The sequence below is a fragment of the Pantoea sp. S62 genome (assembly GCF_016658625.1).
Taxonomy (GTDB): domain Bacteria; phylum Pseudomonadota; class Gammaproteobacteria; order Enterobacterales; family Enterobacteriaceae; genus Pantoea; species Pantoea vagans.
Genome location: NZ_JACVVI010000021.1, coordinates 45,565 through 67,358, shown reverse-complemented (window position 1 = coordinate 67,358; position 21,794 = coordinate 45,565). Strand labels below are relative to the sequence as shown.

The following is a 21,794-nucleotide window of genomic DNA, read 5'->3' as shown; positions in this document are numbered from 1 at the left end:
GCCCTGATTATGGATGATCAATTAACGCTTTCACTGCCGCGTCGTCTGCTGAGCTATCTCATCTGCTCACTGATCGCTTTTCAGCCCCTGCTGCCTGCTTTTTCGGCCGCGATTACGCCTGCTACACCGGGTACCCAGGTCGATGCTGCCGGTAATGGCGTGCCGGTTATCAACATCGCGACGCCAAATGCGTCAGGTCTTTCGCACAACCAGTATCAGAATTACAACGTCGGCCAGGAAGGGCTGATCCTGAATAACGCGACCGACCGGTTAACGCAGACGCAACTTGGTGGACTCATCCAGAACAACCCGAATCTGAAAGCGGGGCAGGAAGCCCGGGCAATCATCAACGAAGTGGTTGGGGCCAATCGTTCGCAGCTTCAGGGCTACACCGAAGTGGGGGGTAAAGCGGCCAACGTTATGGTCGCTAACCCTTATGGCATCACCTGTAACGGCTGCGGCTTTATTAATACGCCAAATGTGACGCTGACCACGGGTAAACCTCAGCTGGATGCACAGGGCAATCTGCAGTCGCTGGAAGTGACCAAAGGTGCCATCAGCATTGAGGGTAAAGGGCTGGATGGCAGCCAGGCCGATGCGGTTTCGATCATCGCGCGCGCAACAGAAATCAACGCGGGCATTCATGCCAGGGATCTCAATGTGACGCTGGGCGCAAACCGGGTTGGCGCAGATGGCAGCGTGACACCCATTGCGGGCGAGGGTGCTGCGCCATCGGTCGCCGTCGATACCGGCGCGCTGGGTGGCATGTACGCCAACCGCATCCATCTGGTCTCCAGCGAAAACGGCGTCGGCGTTAATCTCGGTAATCTGAATGCCCGGCAGGGCGATATGGTGCTGGATGCGCAGGGTCGGTTAAGCATTAACAATAGCCTGACCAGCGGCACGCTGACGGCAAAAGGCAGCAGCATCGCCCTGCAGGGAGAACATAAAGCGGGTGGCAATGTTGCGCTGACAGCGCAGCAGGATATTGCTTTAACGGGCGCAAAACTGGGTAGCGACGCGGCGCTCGAGCTGAACAGTCAGGGGCAGATAACGCTTAAAGGCAGCAGCCTGACGGCAGGCCAGACTGCCCGTCTTAGCAGCAATTCCCTGGATATTGATAACAGCAGCAGCGGCAATGCGGCAGATGCGATGCAGCTCTCTGCCAACGCGCAGCTACAGAATAGCGGTCAGATGACAGCTGGAAAGAAACTTGATCTTCAGGCCGCACAGATCATCAACAGTGGCAGCCTGACTAGTCAGGGTGACCTGCAGGTTCGCACCAGCACGCTGCAGCAGCAGGGTATGTTACTGGCTCAGGGTAATAACAGTGTCGTTGCCGGACAGCTCAGCAATGACGGTGAGATCAGCGGCAGCAGCCTGAACATTCAAAGCGGGGCAATCAATAACGGGGGCAAGCTGTTAAGCACTGGCGATGCGCTGATCAGTGCGGACAGCGTGCAGCAGCGCGGCACCCTTTCAGCCAGCAACATTAATCAGCTTAACGTTACCGGCACGCTGAACAACAGCGGTGAAGTGAGCGGCAGCAGTCTGAATATCCACAGTGGATCGCTGCTTAACAGCGGGAATCTGCTGGGCAGTCAGCAGACAGATATTACCTCTGGCATCCTGCAGCAGGATGGAACGCTCTCATCCCAGGGCAGATTGCAGCTGAAAGTCGCCGATCGGTTAAGTAACAGCGGTGAACTGAGCGGAAATAGCCTGGATATAACCAGCGGCACGCTCGACAACAGCGGAAAAATACTCAGCAGCGGCGATGCCCTGCTCACTGCTAATCGTCTGAATCAGGACGGCACGCTCTCCGCGCAGGGGAATGCAGCGTTTAATATCGCTGACACCTTCAGCAACAGCGGCAATATGATCAGTCAGCGCCTGCAAATTGATGCCCCGACACTGATTAACAGCGGCGAGATGATGAGTCATGGCGATGCTGTGATGAACGCCGATACGCTGCAGCAAAACGGCTCGCTCACGGCCCGCGGTGACGCGCAGCTGACCGCCCGTGGCTGGCTGGAAAATCAGGGCGCCATCAGTAGTCAGAACGCCCTCATCCTGAACAGCGCGCAGCTGAGCAATACAGGTTCATTAACTGCACCCAATCTGACTCTCACCGCCGGGCAAATCACTAATAGCGGCCTGCTGCAGGGCACTCAGCTGCTCTCCTTCCATACCGGGCAGCTGGATAACCTGGCTGCGGGTACGATCAGCTCTGACAACGACTTTGCCCTCGCGCTGCCACAGCTCAATAACAGCGGATTGATCACCAGCGGCAAAACACTGACTGTCACAGGCGACCAGCTGAACAACAGCGGAGAGATCAACGCTGCCAGCCTGAGCACCACACTCAAAAACTTACATAATCAGCAGGGCGGTAAATTGCTGGCAGATGATCAGCTCCGGTTACAGGGCGATGCGCTGATCAATCAGGGAACGATGGCTGCCGGCACGCTGAACAGTGATGTCAGTCAGATCACTAACAGCGGAACGGTCCAGGGCGACAAGGCATTGTCGTTGCAGGGCAGCGCGTTAACCAACAACGGCACGCTGCTGAGCGCAGGCCAGCTGAGTGTGAAACAGCAGACGCTGGACAACAGCGGACTGATGCAGGGTAAACAGCTGACAGTGAAGGCTGACCACTGGCAGAACAGCGGCAATGCCCTGAGCGAAGCCGACGCCGATCTGCAGAGCGATACCCTGGTCAATAGTGGCAAAATTCTGGGGCAGCAGGGCATCGCACTGAAATCTGACCACACCGATAACAGTGGCTGGCTGATTGCACAGGCGCTGACGCTGCGCGGCGATATGATCAACAGCGGCCTGATCCAGGGAAATCAGCAGATTACGCTGCAGGGCAGCCAGCTGGACAATCAGCAGGGCGGCCAGTTGCTCAGTGACGGTACGCTGGACGGTGACTTTATTGCTTTGAATAACCACGGTGCAATGCAGGCCGGCGAGATGGCATTAAACGCGGGGACGTTGCAGAACGACGGTACTGTTCTTAGCGGAAAAGCATTCACCGCTGTGATTAACGGTGCGCTGACCAACAGCGGCAGTCTGCTCAGCCAGCAGCAGATGAATCTGCAGGCCGCGGAGATTGATAACCAGGGCACCCTGGCGGCGGATAACCTCAGCCTGCATGCGCCAGTGCTGAGCAATGCCGGTCTGCTGCAGGGCAACAGCACCTTGATGCTGGATCATCAGCAGCTGCATAACCTCAATGGCGGACAGTTGATCGCCGGAGGACCGCTGACGCTGACGGTAGATCAGCTGGATAACGCCGGGCTGATGCAGGTTAACGGTGCGCTTGCGGTCAACGGCAACCGTCTTAACAACAGCGGACGCCTGTTGAGTGACAACCTTGATCTTAAGATTAGCGATACGCTGACGAACAGCGGAACGGGTCAGATCGTGACCGGTCAGCAGGCCGATCTGCACGCACAAACACTCAGTAACAGCGGTCAGATTGCAGCACAGCAACTCAGCGCCAGCGGCAATACGCTGGAAAACGGCGGGCTGCTACAGGGCGACGCGCTGCTGGATGTCGGATTTGCTCAGACACTCAATCACAACAATGGGCAACTGCTGAGCGGCGATCGGCTGATCGTCAGGGGTGGCAGTGCGACCAATGATGGCAGCTGGCAGGGTCAGCAACTCGACGTCACGCTGGATTCGCTTACCAATCGCGGCAGCATCAATGGCATCAGCGCCTTGCGCGCTGACATCACCAGCGATCTGATCAACAGTGGCTCGCTGGTCAGTCTGGGAGCAAGCGACCTGAACGCCAGCACGCTAAGCAACAGCGGCAAAGTGATGGCGAACCGGCTGGGGCTTCAGACCACCAGCCTGAACAACGACGGTCTGTTACAGGGCAATACGGCGCTGACTGCTCAGGCCGATAACATCACCCAATCAGCCGGTAGCAAAACGCTGAGCGGCGGAACACTGACGCTCAATGCAGGCCAGATTAACACTCAGGGGCTGCTGCAGGGCGAACAGGCAACGGTTATTGCGGATAACTGGCTGCATCAGGGATCGCTGCTGGGCAGCAAAGATCTGAACGTCAGCATCAGCAATGAGCTGCATAACACCGGCTCTCTGATGAGTCAGGACAAAGCCCAGGTTGCGGCTGGCACGCTGAACAACAGCGGCTCACTGCTCAGTGAAGGGGCAATGACGCTGAACGGTGCCGCGCTGAATAACAGCGGATCGGTGCAGGGTAAAACCCTGACCATTACCCCCGCCAGCGTGATTAATCAGGGCAGCCTGATTGGTCTCCAGGCATTAACGTTTGCGGCGATGCCACAGGTGAGCGGACGAATGCTGCTCAGGGCGCTTGCCGCACTAGCACGTCAACTGATGAATAATCAGGGTGGATCGCTATTGACGCAGGGCACGCTGAACATCAACGGCGGTGACGTTGTGAATAACGGCAGCTGGCAGGGTCAGCAGATCCTGCTGAATGCCCGGCAACTGACCAATAATGGCGCGATCCAGAGTGCTGATGCGCTGCAACTGATTCTGGCGGACCGCCTTGATGCGGGCGCGGGCAGCAAGATTTCGGCGAATGGTACGGCGGCGCTACAGGCACTGACGCTGACCAATCAGGGCGAATGGATTGCCAGAAACCTGACGCTGCGCGGTGACACGTTAAACAATAACGGCGGCGTGACCGGTGTCGAGGCGCTGACGGTGGGCCTTAACGGTGCTCTGACCCAGCAGCAGGATAAAACGCTGCTCAGCGCGGGCAGGCTGACGCTTCAGTCATCCTCACTCAATAATGCCGGACGCGTGCAGGGCGGCGACCTGCAGATCACCAGTGGCGCAGTGGATAACAACGGGCGCTTACAGGGTGACAACAGCCTGCTGATCAATGCCGGTGGGCGCATCACTAACGGCGGTAACGGTGCCGTGATCACCCAAAACGCCCTGACGCTGACCGCGCCGGAACTGTTCAACTATGGCCTGATTCAGGGCAATGGCAACGGTGTCGCGACGATAACCGGTTTAACGCAAAACGATGGAAGGTGGCTTTCAGGTGGCGCGCAGACACTCAATACATCGCAGTTGAATAACAACGGCTGGTTGCAGGCGTCACAGCTGATTCTCAATGCGACCAATGCCAGCAACAATGGAACGCTGCTGGCCGACGGCCAGGGCACGCTGACCGGCAATGGCTTCAGCAACCAGGGCACAGCCCAGGGCGGCAACCTTGAGGTTAATTATCAGCAGGTCAACAACAGCGGCACGCTGCTGGGTAATAACCGGCTAAGTGTGATGGCCGCTCAGGTCGGTCAGCAAGGTAGTGGTCGTCTGTTCAGCGGCGGCGACCTGCTGGTTCACAGCAATGGCTTTGATCAGAGCGGACAGGTGGTGGCGCTGGGTAACGCCACGCTGGAAATCGCGAATGGTTTTACCGGCCGCGATGTACTGGCCGCGGGCGGGCGACTCACCGTCAGCAGTAATGGTGCGATAGACAACCAGGGCACGATGCAGGGCGGGGCGCTGACGCTGAGTGCAGGCGGCGATCTCACCAATAATGGTCAGCTCACTACCGGTTCGGGTGACAGTGCCTTAAGCGGCAACCGCATCGCCATGAACGGAAATGGCAGCCTGCAGGGCGGCGGTAATATCAGCCTGAACAGCCGCAGTGACATCACGGTTGATGGTTTTACGGGTACGTTGGGCAATCTGACCCTCAGCGCACCGGGCAGCATCGTTAACACCGCGCTGCTCTACGCGGGCGGTAATCTCTCTCTTTTTGCTAACAGCATTCGTAACCAGCGTGCCGATATGCTGGCAGGCGGCAGTTTGTGGCTTCAGGGCGATGCCGCGGGGAATGCCAACGGCGAGGTGATTAATAACTCCGGTACCATCGAAACGCAGAACGGCGATATCACGATTAATACGGGACATTTGCTAAATACACGGGATGGGTTGAGTGTTTCTGAAACGCATAGCACTTCAAACCAGACAGGTTTAGGCACAGACCTGATGAAAGTTTCAATCTCTGAATTTAAACCAGAGGAATATGGAGTATTTGTAACTCAGCACAAAGAATGTGATTCACCGGGAAAAGGTGCAGAGCGCTGTACTACTTCTACATTTTATTCCTATGTGCCAACAAAAGAAGCCTCGATTAAGAATTTTTCATCATCAAGCACGACAATAAATGTTATCAGTAATGGTGGTGCTGCTCGCATAGCCGCAGGACGTAATATTAATGTAAGAGCAGGTACGTTTGAAAATCAGGCCAGTAATATTCTGGCGCAGAGAGACATCTCTCTCTCAGGAAATCAATTAAATAATCAATCCTGGCAGGCAGGGACACAAAGCACTTATTTTAATTACGTTTATAAGGGAATACTGTTTGATTATTCATCCCTATATAAAAGCACCAGTGAAGACGGTGATACAACCATCAAAGCTACAACAGGATATCGTAATAAACCAAGGGTAAAATCAATAACATATACACTTTCAGATCAGGGGACGAGTTTCACACCGGGAGAGCTTTACCGGTCGGTTATTCAGGCCGGCGGCAACGTCTCTGCTAACTTCAGCGGTGATATCAGCAATACCAACACTACAGCGAATGCCGGCTGGAGTGGTAATACACTTTCTGCTCCAGCCCTGCGCGGGTTGACTGCCATAGGCACCGCTGGCGCGCAATCTCAACAGCCGCTGGCAACTGCCGATAAAGCCGCAATCAATACGCCGCAATGGCGCGATCAGCTGCAGAATGCGCTGCAGCAGGTCAATGGTGCAGGTGTGCTGGAGAGCGCTTCAACGGGCAGCGCAACGCTGAAGCAATATGCTGCTGCAGGTAAAAACACTGCAGCACTGGGTAAAGCCATCAACCTGACAAGCGCTGCTCAGGGGTCTGTGTCGCTGCATAACTATAAGGCCGCTGAGGTCGATATCAGCGCCTATCCATTACCTTCTGGTGAAAACGGCTACTTTGTCGCGTCGAACACCAATAGCCGTTATCTGATTACCGTTAACCCCAAACTCAATGGACTGGGACAGCTGGATCAGAGCCTGTTCGGCGAGCTGAACGCAAAACTCAGCAAACAGCCTGCTACCACGCCATTACAGGAAACACGTCCTCAGTATACCGATGAGAAGGCTTTCCTCGGCTCCTCATACATGCTCGATCGCCTGAATCTGAAGCCAGATTATGATTATCGTTTTCTCGGCGATGCGGCATTTGATACCCGCTACGTCAGCAATGCGGTACTGAATCAGACCGGTAATCGCTATATCAATGGCCTGGGATCCGATCTTGCCCAGATGCGCTATCTGATGGACAACGCGGCGGCGGCGCAGCAGTCGCTGGGACTTGAGTTTGGTGTCTCACTCTCCGCTGAGCAACTCGCCTCGTTAGACAAGAGCATGGTTTGGTGGGAAGCCACCACCATCAACGGCGAAACGGTGATGGTGCCGAAGCTCTATCTGTCGACAAAAGATGTGGAAATGCGCGATGGCAGCGTGATTGCCGGGAACAATGTGACGCTGAACGGCGGGAACGTCACCAACACCGGCAGTAGCGTGATGGCCAAAAACGATCTGACCATCGACAGTCAGAATACGCTCAGTAATCTCAACGCCGGTCTGCTCCATGCGGGTGGTGACCTGCAACTTAGCGCGTTGAACGATATCAACAACGTCAGCGCGACTATTAGCGGTAAAAAGGTGGCACTGGAGAGTGTTAACGGTGACATCAACAACCTGACTACGTCGCAGCTCTGGCATCTGGATGCAGACAACGGTAAGGGTGCGAAGAAATCCTATACCGAAACCCTGAGCGGGCCAATGGCGAGCATCACGTCACTGGATTCACTGAGCCTTAAGGCGGGCAACGATATTGCGGTCACTGGCGCGAACCTTAAAGCAGGTAGCGATCTGCTGCTGAACGCCTGGAATGATATTGCCATTACCGGCAATCAGAATGTCACTGGCAGCGCGCAGTCCGGTTCCGGAAATCGCTGGCAAAAAGTTGATGCGACCAGCACTAAGACCGTCCATACCGTCGGCAGCCAGATTGCCGCAGGCGGCAATCTGGCGATGCAGGCGGGCCACGATCTGACGGTTACCGCCAGCAGCATCAACGCCGGCAAAAACGCGGCGCTGGCAGCCGGTAACGATCTTAATCTCAACAGCGCGACGACCAGCCAGAGTGATGTGAAGGGCAAACGTGAAACCCATTCAACCGGTCTGGATCGCACGACGCTGACCAGCGGCGGCGATTTAGCCCTTCAGGCCGGACGCGATCTTAATAGCCAGGCGGCAGGCCTTGCCGCAGACAAAGACGTCGCCTTACAGGCAGGGCGTGACGTCAATCTGCTGGCGGCTGAAACCGGATCTGGCAATAGCTACAAATCCGGCAAGAAGGTTGAGATTAATGAGTCGGTACGCCAGCAGGGCACTGAAATTGCCAGCGGTGGGAGTACGACGGTTAAAGCGGGTAGGGATGTTAACAGTGAAGCGGCTCAGGTTACCGCCAGCGGTAATATCGCGGTGGGTGCCGGACGTGACATCAGCCTGACTACGGCAACTGATAGCGATTATGCCTACAAAGAAGAGACCAAAACCAAAAAAGGATTTTTGAGTAAAAAGACTACCCATACCATCAGCGAAGACAGTAACACCCGTGAAAATGGCACCCTGCTGAGCGGCGACAATGTCACACTTAATGCGGGCAACAATTTACTGGTCCAGGGTTCACAGGTCGTAGGCGATGGTACCGTAGCGCTCAAAGCCGGTAACAACGTGGATATCGTTGCTGCGACCAATACGGACTCCACCTGGCGTTTTTCAGAAACCAAGAAAAGCGGCCTGATGGGAACCGGCGGCATTGGCATCACGGTGGGCAGCAGTAAATCGGTCCATGACTTACGTGACAAGGGCACCACCCAGAGCCAGAGCGCCAGCACTGTGGGCAGTACGGGCGGTAACGTCAGCATTGTTGCAGGCGGACAGGCACATGTCAGCGGCTCAGATCTGGTGGCGGGACGTGACCTCGCCATTACCGGTGACAGCGTGATCATCGATCCGGGTCATGATAAACGGACTCATGATGAACTGTTTGAGCAGAAGAAGAGCGGGCTGACACTGGCGTTATCCGGGGTGGTAGGTGAAGCCATTAATAACGCGGTTGCGGCGGCGCAGACATCGAAAAAAGAGAGTGACGGTCGCCTTGCTGCCCTGCAGGCTACCAAAGCCGCGCTTTCAGGCGTGCAGGCCGTGCTGGGCGGGCAGCTGGCGGAAGCGAGCGCCGATCCCAACAACGGCCTGGGCGTCAGCCTTTCCCTGACCACACAGAAATCAAAATCGCAGCAGCATCAGGCGTCCGACAGCGTCGCAGGATCCACGCTCAATGCCGGTAAGAACCTTTCCATTACCTCTGCCGGTAAGGGCAGTGGCGAGCTCAGCGGCGACATTCTTATTGCCGGCAGCCAGCTGAAAGCCGCAGGTGACAGCAGCCTCAATGCTGCCAGGGACATTATGCTGAGCGGGGCGGCCAACACTCAGGAAAGCAGCGGTAAAAACAGCAGCAGCGGCGGCGGCGTGGGCATCAGTTTTGGTGCCGGACAGGGCAGCGCGGGTATCAGCATTTTTGCCAGCGTTAACGGCGCCAAAGGTAAGGAGAGCGGCAACGGTACGCGCTGGTCTGAAACCACCCTGGACAGCGGCGGCAGGGTAAGCCTGAACAGTGGAAGAGATACCACGCTCAACGGCGCGCAGGTCAGCGGTAATCAGGTGACGGCCGATGTAGGCCGGGATCTGACCATCACCAGCCAGCAGGACAGCGACCGTTACGATTCAAAACAGACCAGCTACGGCGCGGGCGGCAGCTTCACCTTTGGCTCAATGACGGTGTCCGGCTATGCGAGCGTCAACCAGGACAAAATGCACAGCAACTTTGACAGCGTGCAGGAGCAGAGCGGTATCTATGCCGGTAACGACGGCTTTGACATCACCGTCGGCAATCATACCCAGCTGAACGGTGCGGTCATCGCCAGCCAGGGCGATGCGGCAGACAACCGTCTGGATACCGGTACGCTCGGCTTCACCGATATCGGCAATGCGGCGGACTACAGGATCAGCCACAGCGGCGGCAGCATCGCGCTGTCCAGCGGTGGCGGCATGGGTGCGCAGATGCTTGCCAACGCCGCCTCCAACAGTGCCAGCACGCTGTTATCGGGTCTGAATAATAAAGGGCACGTCGAAGGCACCACGCAGTCGGCGGTCGCAAACGGCACCGTGATCATTCGCGACCGGGCCAACCAGAAGCAGGACGTATCAAATCTCAGCCGTGACACCGAGCATGCCAACGACAGCATAAGTGCGATCTTTGACAAAGAGAAAGAGCAGAAGCGGCTTCAGACGGCTCAGTTAGCCGGTGAAATCAGCGGCCAGATGACCAATATCGTCACGACCATGGGCGATATCAAAGGGCTTGAGAAGGCGCAGAGTGCGGAGAACGCCGAGACGCTGCCCGCCGGAGCAACGGAAAAACAGCGGGTAGACTGGCTGGAGAAAATGCGTGATTCGCCAGAGTATCAGGCGGAGATGAAGCAGTGGGGCATCGGCAGCACGTCGCAGAAGGTCGCGCAGACGGTCGGCAGCATCCTGACGGGTCTGGTGACCGGCAATGCAGGACAGGCGGTCGCAGGCGGTCTTAATCCGTGGGCAGCTCAGCTGATTAAGAAGGAAACGACCGACGCTTCCGGAAACGTTGATGTGGCAGCCAATGCCATGGCGCATGCGGTGTGGGGTGCGGTATCATCGCAGATGTCCGGGGGAAGTGCGGCGGCGGGTGCGGCGGGCGCGTTCAGCGGCGAGCTTGCCACCCGCTATATTGCAGAGAAATACTGGGGCGCGGACACGCCGGAAAAGATAGCGGCGCTGGGGCAGGAAGACCGTGAGCAGCTGAGCCTGCTGGGCACGCTGGCGGCAGGACTGGCGGGCGGCATGGCGGGCAACAGCAGTGCTGCGGTGACGAGCGGCGCGGTTGCCGGGAAGAATGCGGTTGAGAATAACTATCTGAGCAGCACTCAGATAGATAACTGGTCAGCTGAAATGAAGTCCTGCCAGGCTGGCGGCGGTGACTGCGGCGGTATTATTAAGAAGTACGAAGAGCTGAGTACGGCACAGCAGAAACAGTTAATCAGCGACTGCGCCAGCAGCCCGGCGACCTGCCAGCAGAAATACGGCGATGTACTAGCCGGCAGCATGGCAGTGAAACAGGCAATAGACCGGGCGCTGGGTGAAGATATCCCGATCAAGATGGTCTACGATCTGACAGCGACCTTTGCGCAGCAAATGCAGGTGGAAGGCGTTGTTGCTACTAATAAAGTCTCCGAAGCGCTGCAGAAAGAATACGGTCTGGATGAAGTTCAGGCTGGAATAGTTGCAAGTGCAGCTTCGGCGGCGTTTGGAGGAATTAACAAGCCTGGCAAACAAAGTCAGGTCAATACAACTAAGCTGCCAAATGGACAGCAGGTTAATCACTTTGAAGCGGGGTTAGCCAAACTGCCTCCTGGTGAAAGGGTTGCCCAAGTTAAACAAATGGCTAGTTCTGTAGTTGTAAGTAATGGTTGGGTTAAAGACAACAAACTTACCAAAATGAATAACCGTGATGTGTACAATGGTTCTGATGGATATCTTTATGCACTGGATACACAACATGGTCGTTTTGAGCAAGTTAATGCTAAGTCCGGTAAACATCAGGGAGAAGTCGATATGGGGATGAAATATATCGAAGGAAGCAAGGATATCTCTGGCGGTCATGATCTGAAGGTTAAATAGCATGCAGCAACCTGTAAAATTAATTAATTACTCTAAGTCTGCACTGGTTCACGGAACAGTATTACGACTACCTGGACAGTGGCCATATGAAGAACTTGTTGATTTTATGGTATTTGATATGCCTGATGATGAGCGTCCTAGTGGCTTAATTGTCTCAACAGGTCACAAGGCCGGACTTATACTTGTTTTATTACCTAAAGATAGTGGATTAAAAGAAGCTAGAGGTCTTAGCACTGAATGGGTTATTGCTAATTGGGATAAATGGATCTATCCAGAATGTGATGTAAATGATGTTTATATAATTGAAAAATATATTGCAGCACCAATAAACAGTTCTGAATAATATTAATCCCGGCCAACGAGCCGGGATTTTTTTATTTGCCGATCACTCCCCAGCCAGCCGGATAATCAGCTGGCCTGCCTCCGGGATCACCTCGATCTTCTGCCCGGTGATAAAGCCCAGCGCCTCCAGCCAGCGGCCCTTGATGGTGAGCTGTGGCAGCGGGTTCGGCTGGCCTTTATTGGGCCGGTATCCGACTTTGTAATAATGCGCAGCGGTTGTGGGCGTGCGGTTCTCTGACTTATGATGTGCGTCAGCCATAATCAACTCTCCGATAGTTGGTTGCGGTTAGCGGCTGCTGCGGGTTGCCGCCCGCTTCAGCCGCGCTAAAAATCTCTCGTTATGCGCTTCCTGTGCTTTTTTTCCTGTTTAAATATACACCTTCTGCTGCTCAAACTCGCTGAAAGCTGAGTAATAAACTGCGAGATGACTCTGAAAACGGATTGTTTTTTTCAGATCTGCATTTCGCTTATCCCTTCTTCCTTTAGCCTCCCGGAATATCTGTTACGGATAAACTTTCATACTGCATATCCGTGTTAATCCGCCTTCACTCTGTACTGCGGATTGCGCCTCTGCTGATTATAAAGTCAGTCACAGCGGCGGCAGCATTGCGCTGTCGAATGGCGCCGGCATGGGTAAACAGATGCTTGCCAATGCCGCCTCCAACAGTGCCAGCACACTGTTATCGGGTCTGAATAATAAAGGGCACGCCGAAGGCACCACCCAGGCCGCCGTGGCAAATGGCACAATCATTGTCCGCGATCAGAACAGGCAGACCCAGGACGTATCGGCGCTCAGCCGTGACACCGAACATGCCAACGACAGCATCAGTGCGATCTTTGACAAAGAGAAAGAGCAGAAGCGGCTTCAGACGGCTCAGTTAGCCGGTGAAATCAGCGGCCAGATGACGAACATCGTCACGACCATGGGCGATATCAAAGGCCTTGAGGAAGCGAAGAAAAGCGCGGTACTGCTGAAGGAAAATGCCAGTGAGGCAGAACGGACGAAATGGCTGGGCGAACTGAGACAAAGTGACGCCTACCTCCCAAATCTAAAAGATAAAAGCCCATACTTTAACCGCAGGCTTTTATCTTTCACTAGCATCATACTCAGTGCATCAACTGACTGACCAGCCCGGTGAGATCGGCTTTTTTATCAATCACACCTGCAGATGACGCTTTATCCACCAGCTGTGGCAGATATTTGACCAGCAGATTCAGTGCATCGCTGGTGTTGATACCCATCCGCGCAGCCAGCTGTTCAATGGCCTCAGAGTTGATCATCTTTTGCACCAGATCGCTGCTCAGGGCAACGTTCTGCTGATCGCCCAGCCAGGAGTTAACCACCTCACTGTACTCGCCGCTCTGGAGGTGGCTCACGATAGTGTGTAAACCGCCTTGCTGCTCCACCCACTCCAGCACACCTTTCACTTCCTGACTGGTCTGAGTATTCAGGCCGCACATCGCCAGCACCGTTTCCAGTAAACTCATTTTATTTCCCCTGAATAGTAAGCGCTTAAGACTGTTTACATGCTCTGATTTTATGAATAACAAATAACACAATAATTGAACCCAGGGTTGCAATCGCAATGCTGTAAATATTGAAACCACTGACCTTGCCAAAGCCCAGAGCCGTACTGGCGACACCGCCAATCAGCGCGCCGATAATACCCAGAATCATGGTCATGAAAATGCCCATATGTTCTTTACCTGGCATAATACATCTGGCGATAATACCGGCGAGCAAACCAAATACAACCCATGACATTATACCCATCAATTAACATCCTTCTTTTTATATAAATTACTGCACGTTTAGCAGTGGTTTAATCCACGAAATAAAAGCAGGTGTATCGTACGCCGCGTAGTATTTGTCTGGCAATCCTGTTTTTTTAATTAAACTAAACGTATCGGAAACGATAGGGGAGTAATTATGAGCATTCTGGATAATATTAAAAATATTGGCGATGAGTTGTTACATAGCGTTGATAAAAATGTTGAGAATAAGACCGATGCCTCAGCAGCAGGTGATCGCACTTATACGGTGAAATCCGGGGACACGCTCAGCGCAATCGCTAAGCAGTTTTATAATGATGCTTCAAAATATATGAAAATCTTTGAGGCGAATAAAAACATCCTCAGCAACCCGGATCATATTGCGCCGGGTCAGGCACTGACTATTCCCGAGTAATCATTAGCCGAGAGTACAAGCCAGCCAGAGCAGGGATTGCCCGGCTGGTTTTTTGCAGTTATAGCCGCCGGACTCATCAGGAATATGCAGGTAACCGCAGGCGGGTCCGGATGGATAATCAGAAAGGAGGAGAAAATTGGCAATACTGAAAAGCAAAAAGCCCGCTCAGGTTTCCCTGAGCGGGCTTTTCTAATTCTGGCTCCTCTGACTGGACTCGAACCAGTGACATACGGATTAACAGTCCGCCGTTCTACCGACTGAACTACAGAGGAATCGTTTGAACGAGGCGAATATTAGCGGCGTCGCACTGAGGTGTCAACAGCAAAAAATACATTATCATTCAACTGGCTAGCTTTAGCGCAATGCGATCGGGATTTAAGCAGTTTGAGCCGCGTCAGAAGCCATCCTGCTCAGGGGATCCTGCTGGTAAAACTGGCGCAGATGCTGATACATGGCGGGAAAGCGTTCGGCCAGCAGAACCGGAGCCGTAAAGAAATATTCAGAGAGTACGGCGAAGCACTCCGCCGGATCGCTGGCCGCGTAGGGATCGATAGTCGCAGCCTGTTCGCCTGTCAGTTCCACTTCACTTTCAATCTCTGCCATCGCGGCTCGCAAATCCTTTTCCCACTGGGCTATGTCACGCAGCGGCATGACCGGAACGCCGCTGGTATAACCGCTGCCGCGCGCATCCAGTTTGTGGGCCACCTCATGGATCACCAGATTAAAGCCGGAGAGATCGAAAGAGTCCTGAATATCAAGCCAGTTGAGGACGACCGGTCCCTGGGTCCAGCTCTGTCCGGCGTGAACGGCAGGCGCGCTGTGAACCAGCCCATTTTCATCCTGCCACTGATCGTCAACCTCAAACGGTTCGGGATAGATCAGCACCTCATGAAAACCGTCCAGCCACTCCAGACCCAGCTTCAGCACCGGCAGAGAGAAGAGCAGGGCGATCCGCACGCTGCGCAGTTCATCCAGCTGAACGCCCCCGAGAGGCACCAGTTTTTTCTGTTGCAGAAAGCGCTTTGCCAGCTCCACCAGCCCCTGCTGTTCAGACTCATCCAGCGGGCTGAAGACAGGCTGTGAAAGCGCCTGTTGCCACGGCAGTGCCGCCAGCATGGTGTCGTTATGCGTTTTCCAGGGCCATTTAAACATCGCAACTCCTGCACAGAACCGGGCTATGTCATTATCCTGACGCGGCAGACATAAAAATGCCAGCATCGAATGCTGGCATCTTCTGTCTGACTTCAGGGCTGAAGGCTGTCTATTCAACCCGTTAGCGCGGCCGTTGTCTGTGATTCAACCCGCAAAGCGCAGGGTTGAGGCATTACCTGCGTTCAACGCGCTGAAATTCAATGACCCAGACCCAGGGATTCACTTCCCAGCTGGTCGCGCCGTACTGTTTTTCCCAGGCTTTGCGATACGCCTCTTTAGGTGACTCAGAATTAACGTTCATGGTGAAGAAGTTATTAAGGAAGTGCGAGTCGGTCTGTACGCCCTCCGCCATAATGTCATCTTCACTGATATCCTGAATCTTTTCCGCACGTACGCCGGTAATTTCCAGGTTGATACGACTGGCCCAGCGCGGCATGTGGATGGCGGTCTGCCAGCCAAACTCCTCGGCTTCCGGGGTGCTCATCGCATGCTGACCCAGCTCATTACTGTCGGCACGATACTGGCAATATTCCGGCAGGCGAAACGGCGTCGGGTCACGTTCATATTCGGCCAGATCGCTTTCTGGCACCATCGGGCCGCGCCAGGTTTCACGTACCCAGAGGATGTCGCCCGATTTGCCGTAGGGACACTGATAGCTGATGTCGGTCATCGACATCATCTTGTAGCCATGCAGATGGTTAGCACTCACGTCGAAAGCATGAACGCCTTCGTGATGATCCTGTCCCGGCCCGAAAGCCTGAGTTTTCATAATGCGCCGGGTTTGTGTTTGCTGGCCAACCAACAGGGCACGAACACGCTGTTCGGAAAAAAGAATCGGCCGTTCTTTCATGGATTACCTCTTTTTATTAGTAGAACCCGGTTACTGCTGTAAACGTCCATTTGCTTCACATCTGAGAGTTATCATAAAAGCTTTAAATCATTTTGCTTAATAATTTGTCGCCTGACAGTCACTTTAAAATTGTCACGTTGGGTGTTAAAAACCAGCAAAATGCAAAAAGCGCACCAAAGCTTATCACGCAATCGGCAGAACGCGACGAACAGCCCGGATACAGTACGTTATAACAATAAAAATAGGAACCTTTTCAGACTTTTTCACCTGCTGTTGCCCACACTTTTACAATTAATTGCGTGACAAAAAAAGGCTAAGCACGGCTGGTTTAACTGGCTCAGAATGAATCAAACATTACTGCTGTTAAACTAATTTTATTAGCAGCAATTCACTGAGGAAAGGCTGAAAACCGCCGAAATTGCGGTATTTATGTAACATAGGTGCTATACAGATGATCCAGATCTCATTTTTCTGCCCGAAATCGCTGGCAGCGCCGCTCTTTTCAACAGCACTGTAAAAAAAGTGTCATTAGCCAGTCGCTATGATGGCTTGCCGTTTGCGCACTGATCACGACAGAGAATCGGCTGTCGATCACTACAGGGAGATAGATTATGTCACTTACACTCTGGCAATCCCGCTATGAAAGCTGGTTTCAGGCGAACTGGATCCACGACGACGGCGCGCACGATATTGCCCATCTGCGACGCGTCTGGATGAGCGCGCAGCGAATCATGACCGGCACGAAGGCGGACCCGCTGGTGGTGCTCACCGCCTGCTATTTTCATGATGTAGTGAATCTTCCCAAGAATCATCCCGAACGGCATCTCGCTTCTACTTATGCCGCGACGGAAACGCAGCGCATTCTGCAGCAGGATTTTCTCGATTTCCCGGCAGAAAAGATTGAAGCCGTAATGCATGCCGTTAAAACCCACAGTTTCAGCGCCGGTATCCCGCCAGAGACGCTTGAAGCCAGAATCGTGCAGGATGCAGACCGCCTGGAGTCGCTGGGCGCAATCGGGCTGGCGCGGGTCTTTTACACGGCCGGTGCACTGAATCGCCCGTTATTCGACAGTCAGGATCCGCTGGGTAAAGATCGCGAGCTGAATGATGTTAAGTGGACGCTGGACCATTTCCAGAAGAAGCTGCTGCGTTTGCCGGAAACCATGCATACCGAAACCGGCCGCTTGCTGGCTGAGCATAACGCCGATTTCCTGGTGCGCTATATGGCAAAGCTTTATGCCGAGCTTCAGGGCAATCTGGTGGGGATGGATGAGGGCGTACTGCGGGATTTCACCCCATTGAAAACCGAATATTAAATTTTTATGACAGTATGTTAATCGAAACGGTCATCCGGTAGCGTGTGAGCAATAACAAAAAGGAGCTGCCCGATGACCGAAACTGTTAATTTAACGATTAAAATTGATCCCGAGCTGAAAGAAACGATTAAACAGCTGGCGCTGGAAAACCAGATTTCAATGAGCCAGGAAATTGTGCAGCGTTTGCAGGCCAGTCTGGAAACGCATCCGCATCCGGCCATTGATAATCAGGACATCACTGAAGAGGGCGCCGATGAAACGGGTGCCGCTGACGTGAAAACCGATGGACTGAGCGCCAGCGAGTTGAAACAGATTCGCCTGCTGCTGAAGAAGCAGAGCAAGAAAAAGAAATAAAACAGAAACCCGTCGTAAGACGGGTTTTTTATTTGGAGAAAGGCTGGACCGTTTCGCTATGAGACTGTGCCTGCTCAGGGAACACGGTCAGATCGGAAAGACGCAAAAGCCGTCATCCATGGCATGCTCGGCCCGCACCGTCCTGGCGCGGGACGCTTTCCTCTTCTGACCGTGTTCCCTGCGAGTTGAGCTTACTTTTTGCTGTGAGAATCGTCAGATGTAAGTTCTTCATCAGCCTGAAACCCGTCGCAAGACGGGTTTTTCATTTCAGAACGATGACGACTTCAGCTGACGAATATGCGGCAGCAGCAGCTGGGCGACCGCTGCGAATACCGGCACGACCACCGAGTTACCAAACTGCTTATAGGCCTGGGTATCTGAAACCGGAATGCGGAACGGCTCGCGGCCCGGCACATCAAAGCCCATCAGGCGTGCGCATTCGCGCGGAGAAAGACGACGCGGACGCCGTGCCATATTATCCGCATCCTGAAACTCCGCTTCACCCAGCGCGCTGTCCCAGCCGCGGTCGATCAGAATCTCTGAGCCATCTTTGTAGTAGCGTGCTGACAGCGTCCGCACGCAGCAGTCAGGATTACGCGGATCGTTAAGGCCAAAACCAAAGCCGTTGCCTTTTGCTTTATGCTTTTTCGCATACTGGTAGAGGTAGCGCCACAGCACCGGCGACAGAATATATTTGTCGTCGGGCGCCTTTTCCAGCAGGCTCTGCAGGCTGGGCACCTGCGCTGGATAGAAACGACGGATATCGCGTAGCGTAAAATCCTGCTTTTTCAGGTCACGGCGAATCCCCACCAGCACAATACGTTCGCGATGCTGGGGCAGGAAGTGGCGCGCATCGATCACTTTGGCATCCGGACTGCCGGCTCCGGCATCGGCCACGTCATAGCCCAGCTCATCCAGCGTCTCCATGATAATGGCGAAGGTACGGCCCTTATCGTGGCTCTTGAGGTTTTTCACATTCTCCAGCACAAAAAACGGTGGTTTCTTGGCGGCCAGAATGCGCGCAACATCGAAAAACAGCGTGCCCTGCACCTGACATTCAAACCCGTGGGCGCGGCCCAGCGCATTTTTCTTGCTGACACCCGCCAGCGAAAAGGGCTGGCAGGGAAAACCGGCCAGCAGCACCTGATGATCGGGGATTGCCGCATCGATCGCGCGGTATATCTCTTCGTCGTCAGTCAGACCTTCCGGCTGGGTCACCTGCCGGATATCGGTATTGAAGTGATGCTCCAGCGGATCGCTGTAGTGATTGGCTTTATAAGTGCGAACCGCCTCTTTATTCCATTCACTGGTGAAGACGCACTTGCCGCCGATCGCCTCAAATCCTTTTCGGATGCCACCAATCCCGGCAAAGAGATCGATAAAACGAAACTCAGGATTATCATAATGAGCGGGCCGGGTCGGCAGCAGACTCTGCAACAGCGACAGCTCCGCCTCACACAGTGGCGGCAGGGCGCTTTTACCCTGACGGATCCGGTTCAGCAGGGCCGGTGTCCAGCAGGAAAATCCCGCCTGCTGCAGTCGGGCCGTGAGATCACGAACCGAATAGATGTCCAGCACCTGTCCAAAGAGTTCAGACGCATCAGCAGATGAAAGTGCAGCAGAGAGTGGTTCAGCGAGGGCGGCGGGATGCATTCGTTTTTCCTTAACAGTAAGGAGCCTATGCTAACACTCCAGAGGCTGCGAGGAAATTGCCGGGATGTGCCCTGTGTCAGACCGCCGGAAAGTTCTGTTTTTGCGGCGTAATATCCGAAGTCGCCCGGCAGCGGCTTTCGCTTTTCGTGGCGCAGGCTAAAGTTACAGAACCAGCAAAAAAGGAGAAGTTATGGCTGATGTTCACTCCAGCGAAACACGCAGTAAAAATATGCGTGCCATTCGCGCTCAGGATACGGCCATTGAGCAACGTATTGCGCTGTTGCTGAAAGATCGGGGATTCAGCTTTCGCGTGCAGGATAAAAACCTGCCGGGACGGCCTGATTTTGTCCTGACCGAACAGCAGGCGATTATTTTTGTTCATGGCTGCTTCTGGCATCGTCATCACTGCTATCTGTTTAAGCTGCCGGCGACGCGCACGGAATTCTGGACCGGGAAAATCAACAGCAATGTTGAACGTGACCGGCGTTATGTGCGCCAGCTCCAGGAAAGCGGCTGGAAGGTGCTGATCATCTGGGAATGTGCGCTACGTGGCAAACTGCGCCTGGCGGATCAGGATCTGTTGGAACGGCTGGAGGAGTGGTTGCTGGCGATGTCGGAGAGTGCCGAGATCGACCATCAGGGCATTCATCATTACAACGCGGATTGCTAATCAGGACCATAATTGGTTAGATCTGCGCTTTCTCCGTGGCCAGGAGCCTGACATGAGCAGCATAAAACTGACGGTTAAACGCCTTTACCAGATTCGTGACGAGCGGATGGTGAACACTAAAGCCACTGCGCGGGTCTATTGCGGCGACAGGCTTATCGCTACGGAGGAAATCACCGGCATGACCGAAAGCCCGGTCAGCAAATACCTGCATGCTGAAGGCGCAGAAGGTGATGCGGTGCGGGTGGAGTGGGATTGTGAGGGCATCGCTGAGATGACCGTAACGGAAATTGAGCGCTGCCCATGTTGTCAACATAACGAACCAGACTAAGGATAAGATTTTGGCGGGCACCAGTTTACTGACTTTACTTGATGATATTGCAACACTTCTGGACGATATTTCCGTCATGGGAAAAGTGGCGGCAAAAAAGACCGCTGGCGTACTGGGCGATGATTTGTCGCTGAATGCACAGCAGGTTACCGGCGTAAAAGCCAACCGTGAGTTGCCCGTGGTGTGGGGCGTGGCGAAAGGATCGTTTCTCAACAAACTTATTCTGGTGCCGCTGGCGCTGATTATTTCTGCGTTTGCGCCCTGGCTGATCACGCCATTGCTGATGCTGGGCGGTGCCTATCTCTGCTATGAAGGCGTGGAAAAGGTGATGCACAGTCTGCAGCACGACAAGCAGAGCAAATCACCGGAAGCACGTCAGCAGCGCCTTGATTCGCTGGCGAATCAGAACGCGGCAGAGTATGAGAAGAAAAAAATCAAAGGTGCGGTGCGCACTGATTTCATCCTCTCGGCAGAAATTGTTGCGATTACCTTAGGGATTGTCTCGGAAGCGCCGCTGCTCAACCAGGTGATCATCCTGGCGGGCATCGCCATTCTGGTCACCATTGGCGTCTACGGCATCGTAGCGGGCATCGTAAAAATTGATGATCTTGGCTTCTGGCTGCGTGAGAAACCGTCGCGCGTTGCGCAGGGTATTGGTAGCGTGCTGCTGGCCGCCGCGCCCTGGCTGATGAAGATTCTCTCGGTGGTCGGCACTCTGGCGATGTTCCTGGTCGGCGGCGGTATCGTGGTGCATGGCATTGCGCCGCTGCATCATCTGATTGAGGAAGTCAGCGGCGGATTCAGCGGCTGGATCGTGATGCTGCTTAGCAACGGCGCAAACCTGGTGCTGGGCTTTATCATTGGGTCGATCGTGCTGTTAGTGGTCAACCTTATTGCCAGAGTGCGCGGAAAATCGGTATAAAGCGCACTGTGATTTACGGTCAGGAGAATGACGATGAACGACGACATGTTTGAATTTGATATCGACGCACAGCTTGAGCAGGCTGAAGCGAAAGCAGAGAAAAAAGCCAGCGAAGTGCCGGATGATCTCGGTGACGAAGCCGATTGCGAAGGCTGTAAAATCTGACGTCAGCGTCAACACTTCATCA

Annotated in this window: 16 protein-coding genes and 1 tRNA gene; 10 read left to right on the top strand and 7 right to left on the bottom strand. The window is 54.1% G+C overall.

All coding sequences use genetic code 11. The annotated features are described in order from the left end of the window. The first annotated feature begins 9 nt into the window (after positions 1-9). Positions 10-11,832, top strand: a complete 11,823-nt coding sequence (locus IBT54_RS22365; protein WP_236263630.1) for a hemagglutinin repeat-containing protein — start codon at positions 10-12, stop codon at positions 11,830-11,832. A 1-nt stretch (position 11,833) separates the two neighbouring features. Beyond that, entirely contained in the window at positions 11,834-12,175 is a 342-nt protein-coding gene (imm45, locus tag IBT54_RS22360) for an Imm45 family immunity protein (RefSeq protein ID WP_201253095.1), read from the top strand. A gap of 42 nt (positions 12,176-12,217) precedes the next feature. Here imm45 and IBT54_RS22355 read toward each other — a convergent pair whose 3' ends face one another. Next, the gene (locus IBT54_RS22355) at positions 12,218-12,433 is read right to left on the bottom strand and encodes a SymE family type I addiction module toxin (protein WP_201253094.1); all 216 of its coding nucleotides are present in this window, start codon (positions 12,431-12,433) and stop codon (positions 12,218-12,220) included. Positions 12,434-12,803: 370 nt separating this feature from the next. On the opposite strand from IBT54_RS22355, the gene IBT54_RS22350 reads away from it, so the two are divergent. Beyond that, entirely contained in the window at positions 12,804-13,301 is a 498-nt protein-coding gene (locus tag IBT54_RS22350) for a hypothetical protein (protein WP_201253093.1), read from the top strand. Here IBT54_RS22350 and IBT54_RS22345 read toward each other — a convergent pair. Both IBT54_RS22345 and IBT54_RS22340 read right to left on the bottom strand, forming a co-directional pair. Then, entirely contained in the window at positions 13,282-13,662 is a 381-nt protein-coding gene (locus IBT54_RS22345) for a YidB family protein (RefSeq protein ID WP_013358309.1), read from the bottom strand. The genes IBT54_RS22350 and IBT54_RS22345 overlap by 20 nt on opposite strands. 25 nt (positions 13,663-13,687) lie before the next feature. Then, a complete protein-coding gene (locus tag IBT54_RS22340) occupies positions 13,688-13,948 on the bottom strand; it encodes a GlsB/YeaQ/YmgE family stress response membrane protein (RefSeq protein WP_201253092.1) in 261 nt (86 codons plus the stop codon). Between the two features lie 156 nt (positions 13,949-14,104). Between IBT54_RS22340 and IBT54_RS22335 the strand changes: the two genes are divergently transcribed. Next, the gene (locus tag IBT54_RS22335) at positions 14,105-14,362 is read left to right on the top strand and encodes a LysM peptidoglycan-binding domain-containing protein (protein WP_201253091.1); all 258 of its coding nucleotides are present in this window, start codon (positions 14,105-14,107) and stop codon (positions 14,360-14,362) included. Between the two features lie 196 nt (positions 14,363-14,558). Here IBT54_RS22335 and IBT54_RS22330 read toward each other — a convergent pair. The 3 genes from IBT54_RS22330 to IBT54_RS22320 form a co-directional block, all read right to left on the bottom strand. After that, positions 14,559-14,634, bottom strand: a tRNA-Asn gene (locus tag IBT54_RS22330). A 103-nt stretch (positions 14,635-14,737) separates the two neighbouring features. Beyond that, positions 14,738-15,514 carry a DgsA anti-repressor MtfA gene (gene mtfA / locus IBT54_RS22325; protein ID WP_201253090.1) on the bottom strand — a complete coding sequence of 259 codons (777 nt, stop codon included), beginning with the start codon at positions 15,512-15,514 and terminating at the stop codon, positions 14,738-14,740. Positions 15,515-15,686: 172 nt separating this feature from the next. Further along, complete coding sequence (locus IBT54_RS22320) at positions 15,687-16,364, bottom strand: hypothetical protein (RefSeq protein ID WP_033783409.1); 678 nt, start codon at positions 16,362-16,364, stop codon at positions 15,687-15,689. 611 nt (positions 16,365-16,975) lie between these two features. Here IBT54_RS22320 and IBT54_RS22315 point away from each other — a divergent pair. Together IBT54_RS22315 and IBT54_RS22310 are read left to right on the top strand one after the other, a co-directional pair. Continuing rightward, complete coding sequence (locus IBT54_RS22315; RefSeq protein ID WP_201253089.1) at positions 16,976-17,680, top strand: phosphohydrolase; 705 nt, start codon at positions 16,976-16,978, stop codon at positions 17,678-17,680. A 72-nt stretch (positions 17,681-17,752) separates the two neighbouring features. After that, the gene (locus IBT54_RS22310) at positions 17,753-18,034 is read left to right on the top strand and encodes an Arc family DNA-binding protein (protein WP_013358303.1); all 282 of its coding nucleotides are present in this window, start codon (positions 17,753-17,755) and stop codon (positions 18,032-18,034) included. Between the two features lie 267 nt (positions 18,035-18,301). Here IBT54_RS22310 and dcm read toward each other — a convergent pair whose 3' ends face one another. Beyond that, positions 18,302-19,687 carry a DNA (cytosine-5-)-methyltransferase gene (dcm, locus tag IBT54_RS22305; protein WP_147790048.1) on the bottom strand — a complete coding sequence of 462 codons (1,386 nt, stop codon included), beginning with the start codon at positions 19,685-19,687 and terminating at the stop codon, positions 18,302-18,304. Positions 19,688-19,877: 190 nt separating this feature from the next. Here dcm and IBT54_RS22300 point away from each other — a divergent pair, with 190 nt between their 5' ends. From IBT54_RS22300 to IBT54_RS25400, 4 genes are read left to right on the top strand one after another with little or no spacing between them, the layout of a single operon-like run. After that, complete coding sequence (locus IBT54_RS22300) at positions 19,878-20,357, top strand: very short patch repair endonuclease (protein WP_013358301.1); 480 nt, start codon at positions 19,878-19,880, stop codon at positions 20,355-20,357. A gap of 52 nt (positions 20,358-20,409) precedes the next feature. After that, positions 20,410-20,685: a hypothetical protein gene (locus tag IBT54_RS22295; RefSeq protein WP_033733066.1), complete on the top strand. Its 276-nt coding sequence runs from the start codon at positions 20,410-20,412 to the stop codon at positions 20,683-20,685. Positions 20,686-20,695: 10 nt separating this feature from the next. Beyond that, positions 20,696-21,607 (top strand): DUF808 domain-containing protein, encoded by a 912-nt coding sequence (locus IBT54_RS22290; RefSeq protein WP_201253088.1) that lies wholly within the window; start codon positions 20,696-20,698, stop codon positions 21,605-21,607. A gap of 33 nt (positions 21,608-21,640) precedes the next feature. Then, entirely contained in the window at positions 21,641-21,772 is a 132-nt protein-coding gene (locus IBT54_RS25400) for a hypothetical protein (protein ID WP_003854444.1), read from the top strand. Positions 21,773-21,794: the final 22 nt, after the last annotated feature.

Bases quoted from the DNA above. Each gene is read 5' to 3' on its own strand.
- IBT54_RS22320 (WP_033783409.1), bottom strand. From the start codon at position 16,364: ATGAAAGAACGGCCGATTCTTTTTTCCGAACAGCGTGTTCGTGCCCTG.
- IBT54_RS22315 (WP_201253089.1), top strand. From the start codon at position 16,976: ATGTCACTTACACTCTGGCAATCCCGCTATGAAAGCTGGTTTCAGGCG.
- IBT54_RS22350 (WP_201253093.1), top strand. From the start codon at position 12,804: ATGGGTAAACAGATGCTTGCCAATGCCGCCTCCAACAGTGCCAGCACA.
- IBT54_RS22355 (WP_201253094.1), bottom strand. From the start codon at position 12,433: ATGGCTGACGCACATCATAAGTCAGAGAACCGCACGCCCACAACCGCT.
- IBT54_RS22345 (WP_013358309.1), bottom strand. From the start codon at position 13,662: ATGAGTTTACTGGAAACGGTGCTGGCGATGTGCGGCCTGAATACTCAG.
- IBT54_RS22340 (WP_201253092.1), bottom strand. From the start codon at position 13,948: ATGGGTATAATGTCATGGGTTGTATTTGGTTTGCTCGCCGGTATTATC.
- IBT54_RS22295 (WP_033733066.1), top strand. From the start codon at position 20,410: ATGAGCAGCATAAAACTGACGGTTAAACGCCTTTACCAGATTCGTGAC.
- IBT54_RS22365 (WP_236263630.1), top strand. From the start codon at position 10: ATGGATGATCAATTAACGCTTTCACTGCCGCGTCGTCTGCTGAGCTAT.
- IBT54_RS22310 (WP_013358303.1), top strand. From the start codon at position 17,753: ATGACCGAAACTGTTAATTTAACGATTAAAATTGATCCCGAGCTGAAA.
- IBT54_RS22335 (WP_201253091.1), top strand. From the start codon at position 14,105: ATGAGCATTCTGGATAATATTAAAAATATTGGCGATGAGTTGTTACAT.
- IBT54_RS25400 (WP_003854444.1), top strand. From the start codon at position 21,641: ATGAACGACGACATGTTTGAATTTGATATCGACGCACAGCTTGAGCAG.
- IBT54_RS22300 (WP_013358301.1), top strand. From the start codon at position 19,878: ATGGCTGATGTTCACTCCAGCGAAACACGCAGTAAAAATATGCGTGCC.
- dcm (WP_147790048.1), bottom strand. From the start codon at position 19,687: ATGCATCCCGCCGCCCTCGCTGAACCACTCTCTGCTGCACTTTCATCT.
- mtfA (WP_201253090.1), bottom strand. From the start codon at position 15,514: ATGTTTAAATGGCCCTGGAAAACGCATAACGACACCATGCTGGCGGCA.
- imm45 (WP_201253095.1), top strand. From the start codon at position 11,834: ATGCAGCAACCTGTAAAATTAATTAATTACTCTAAGTCTGCACTGGTT.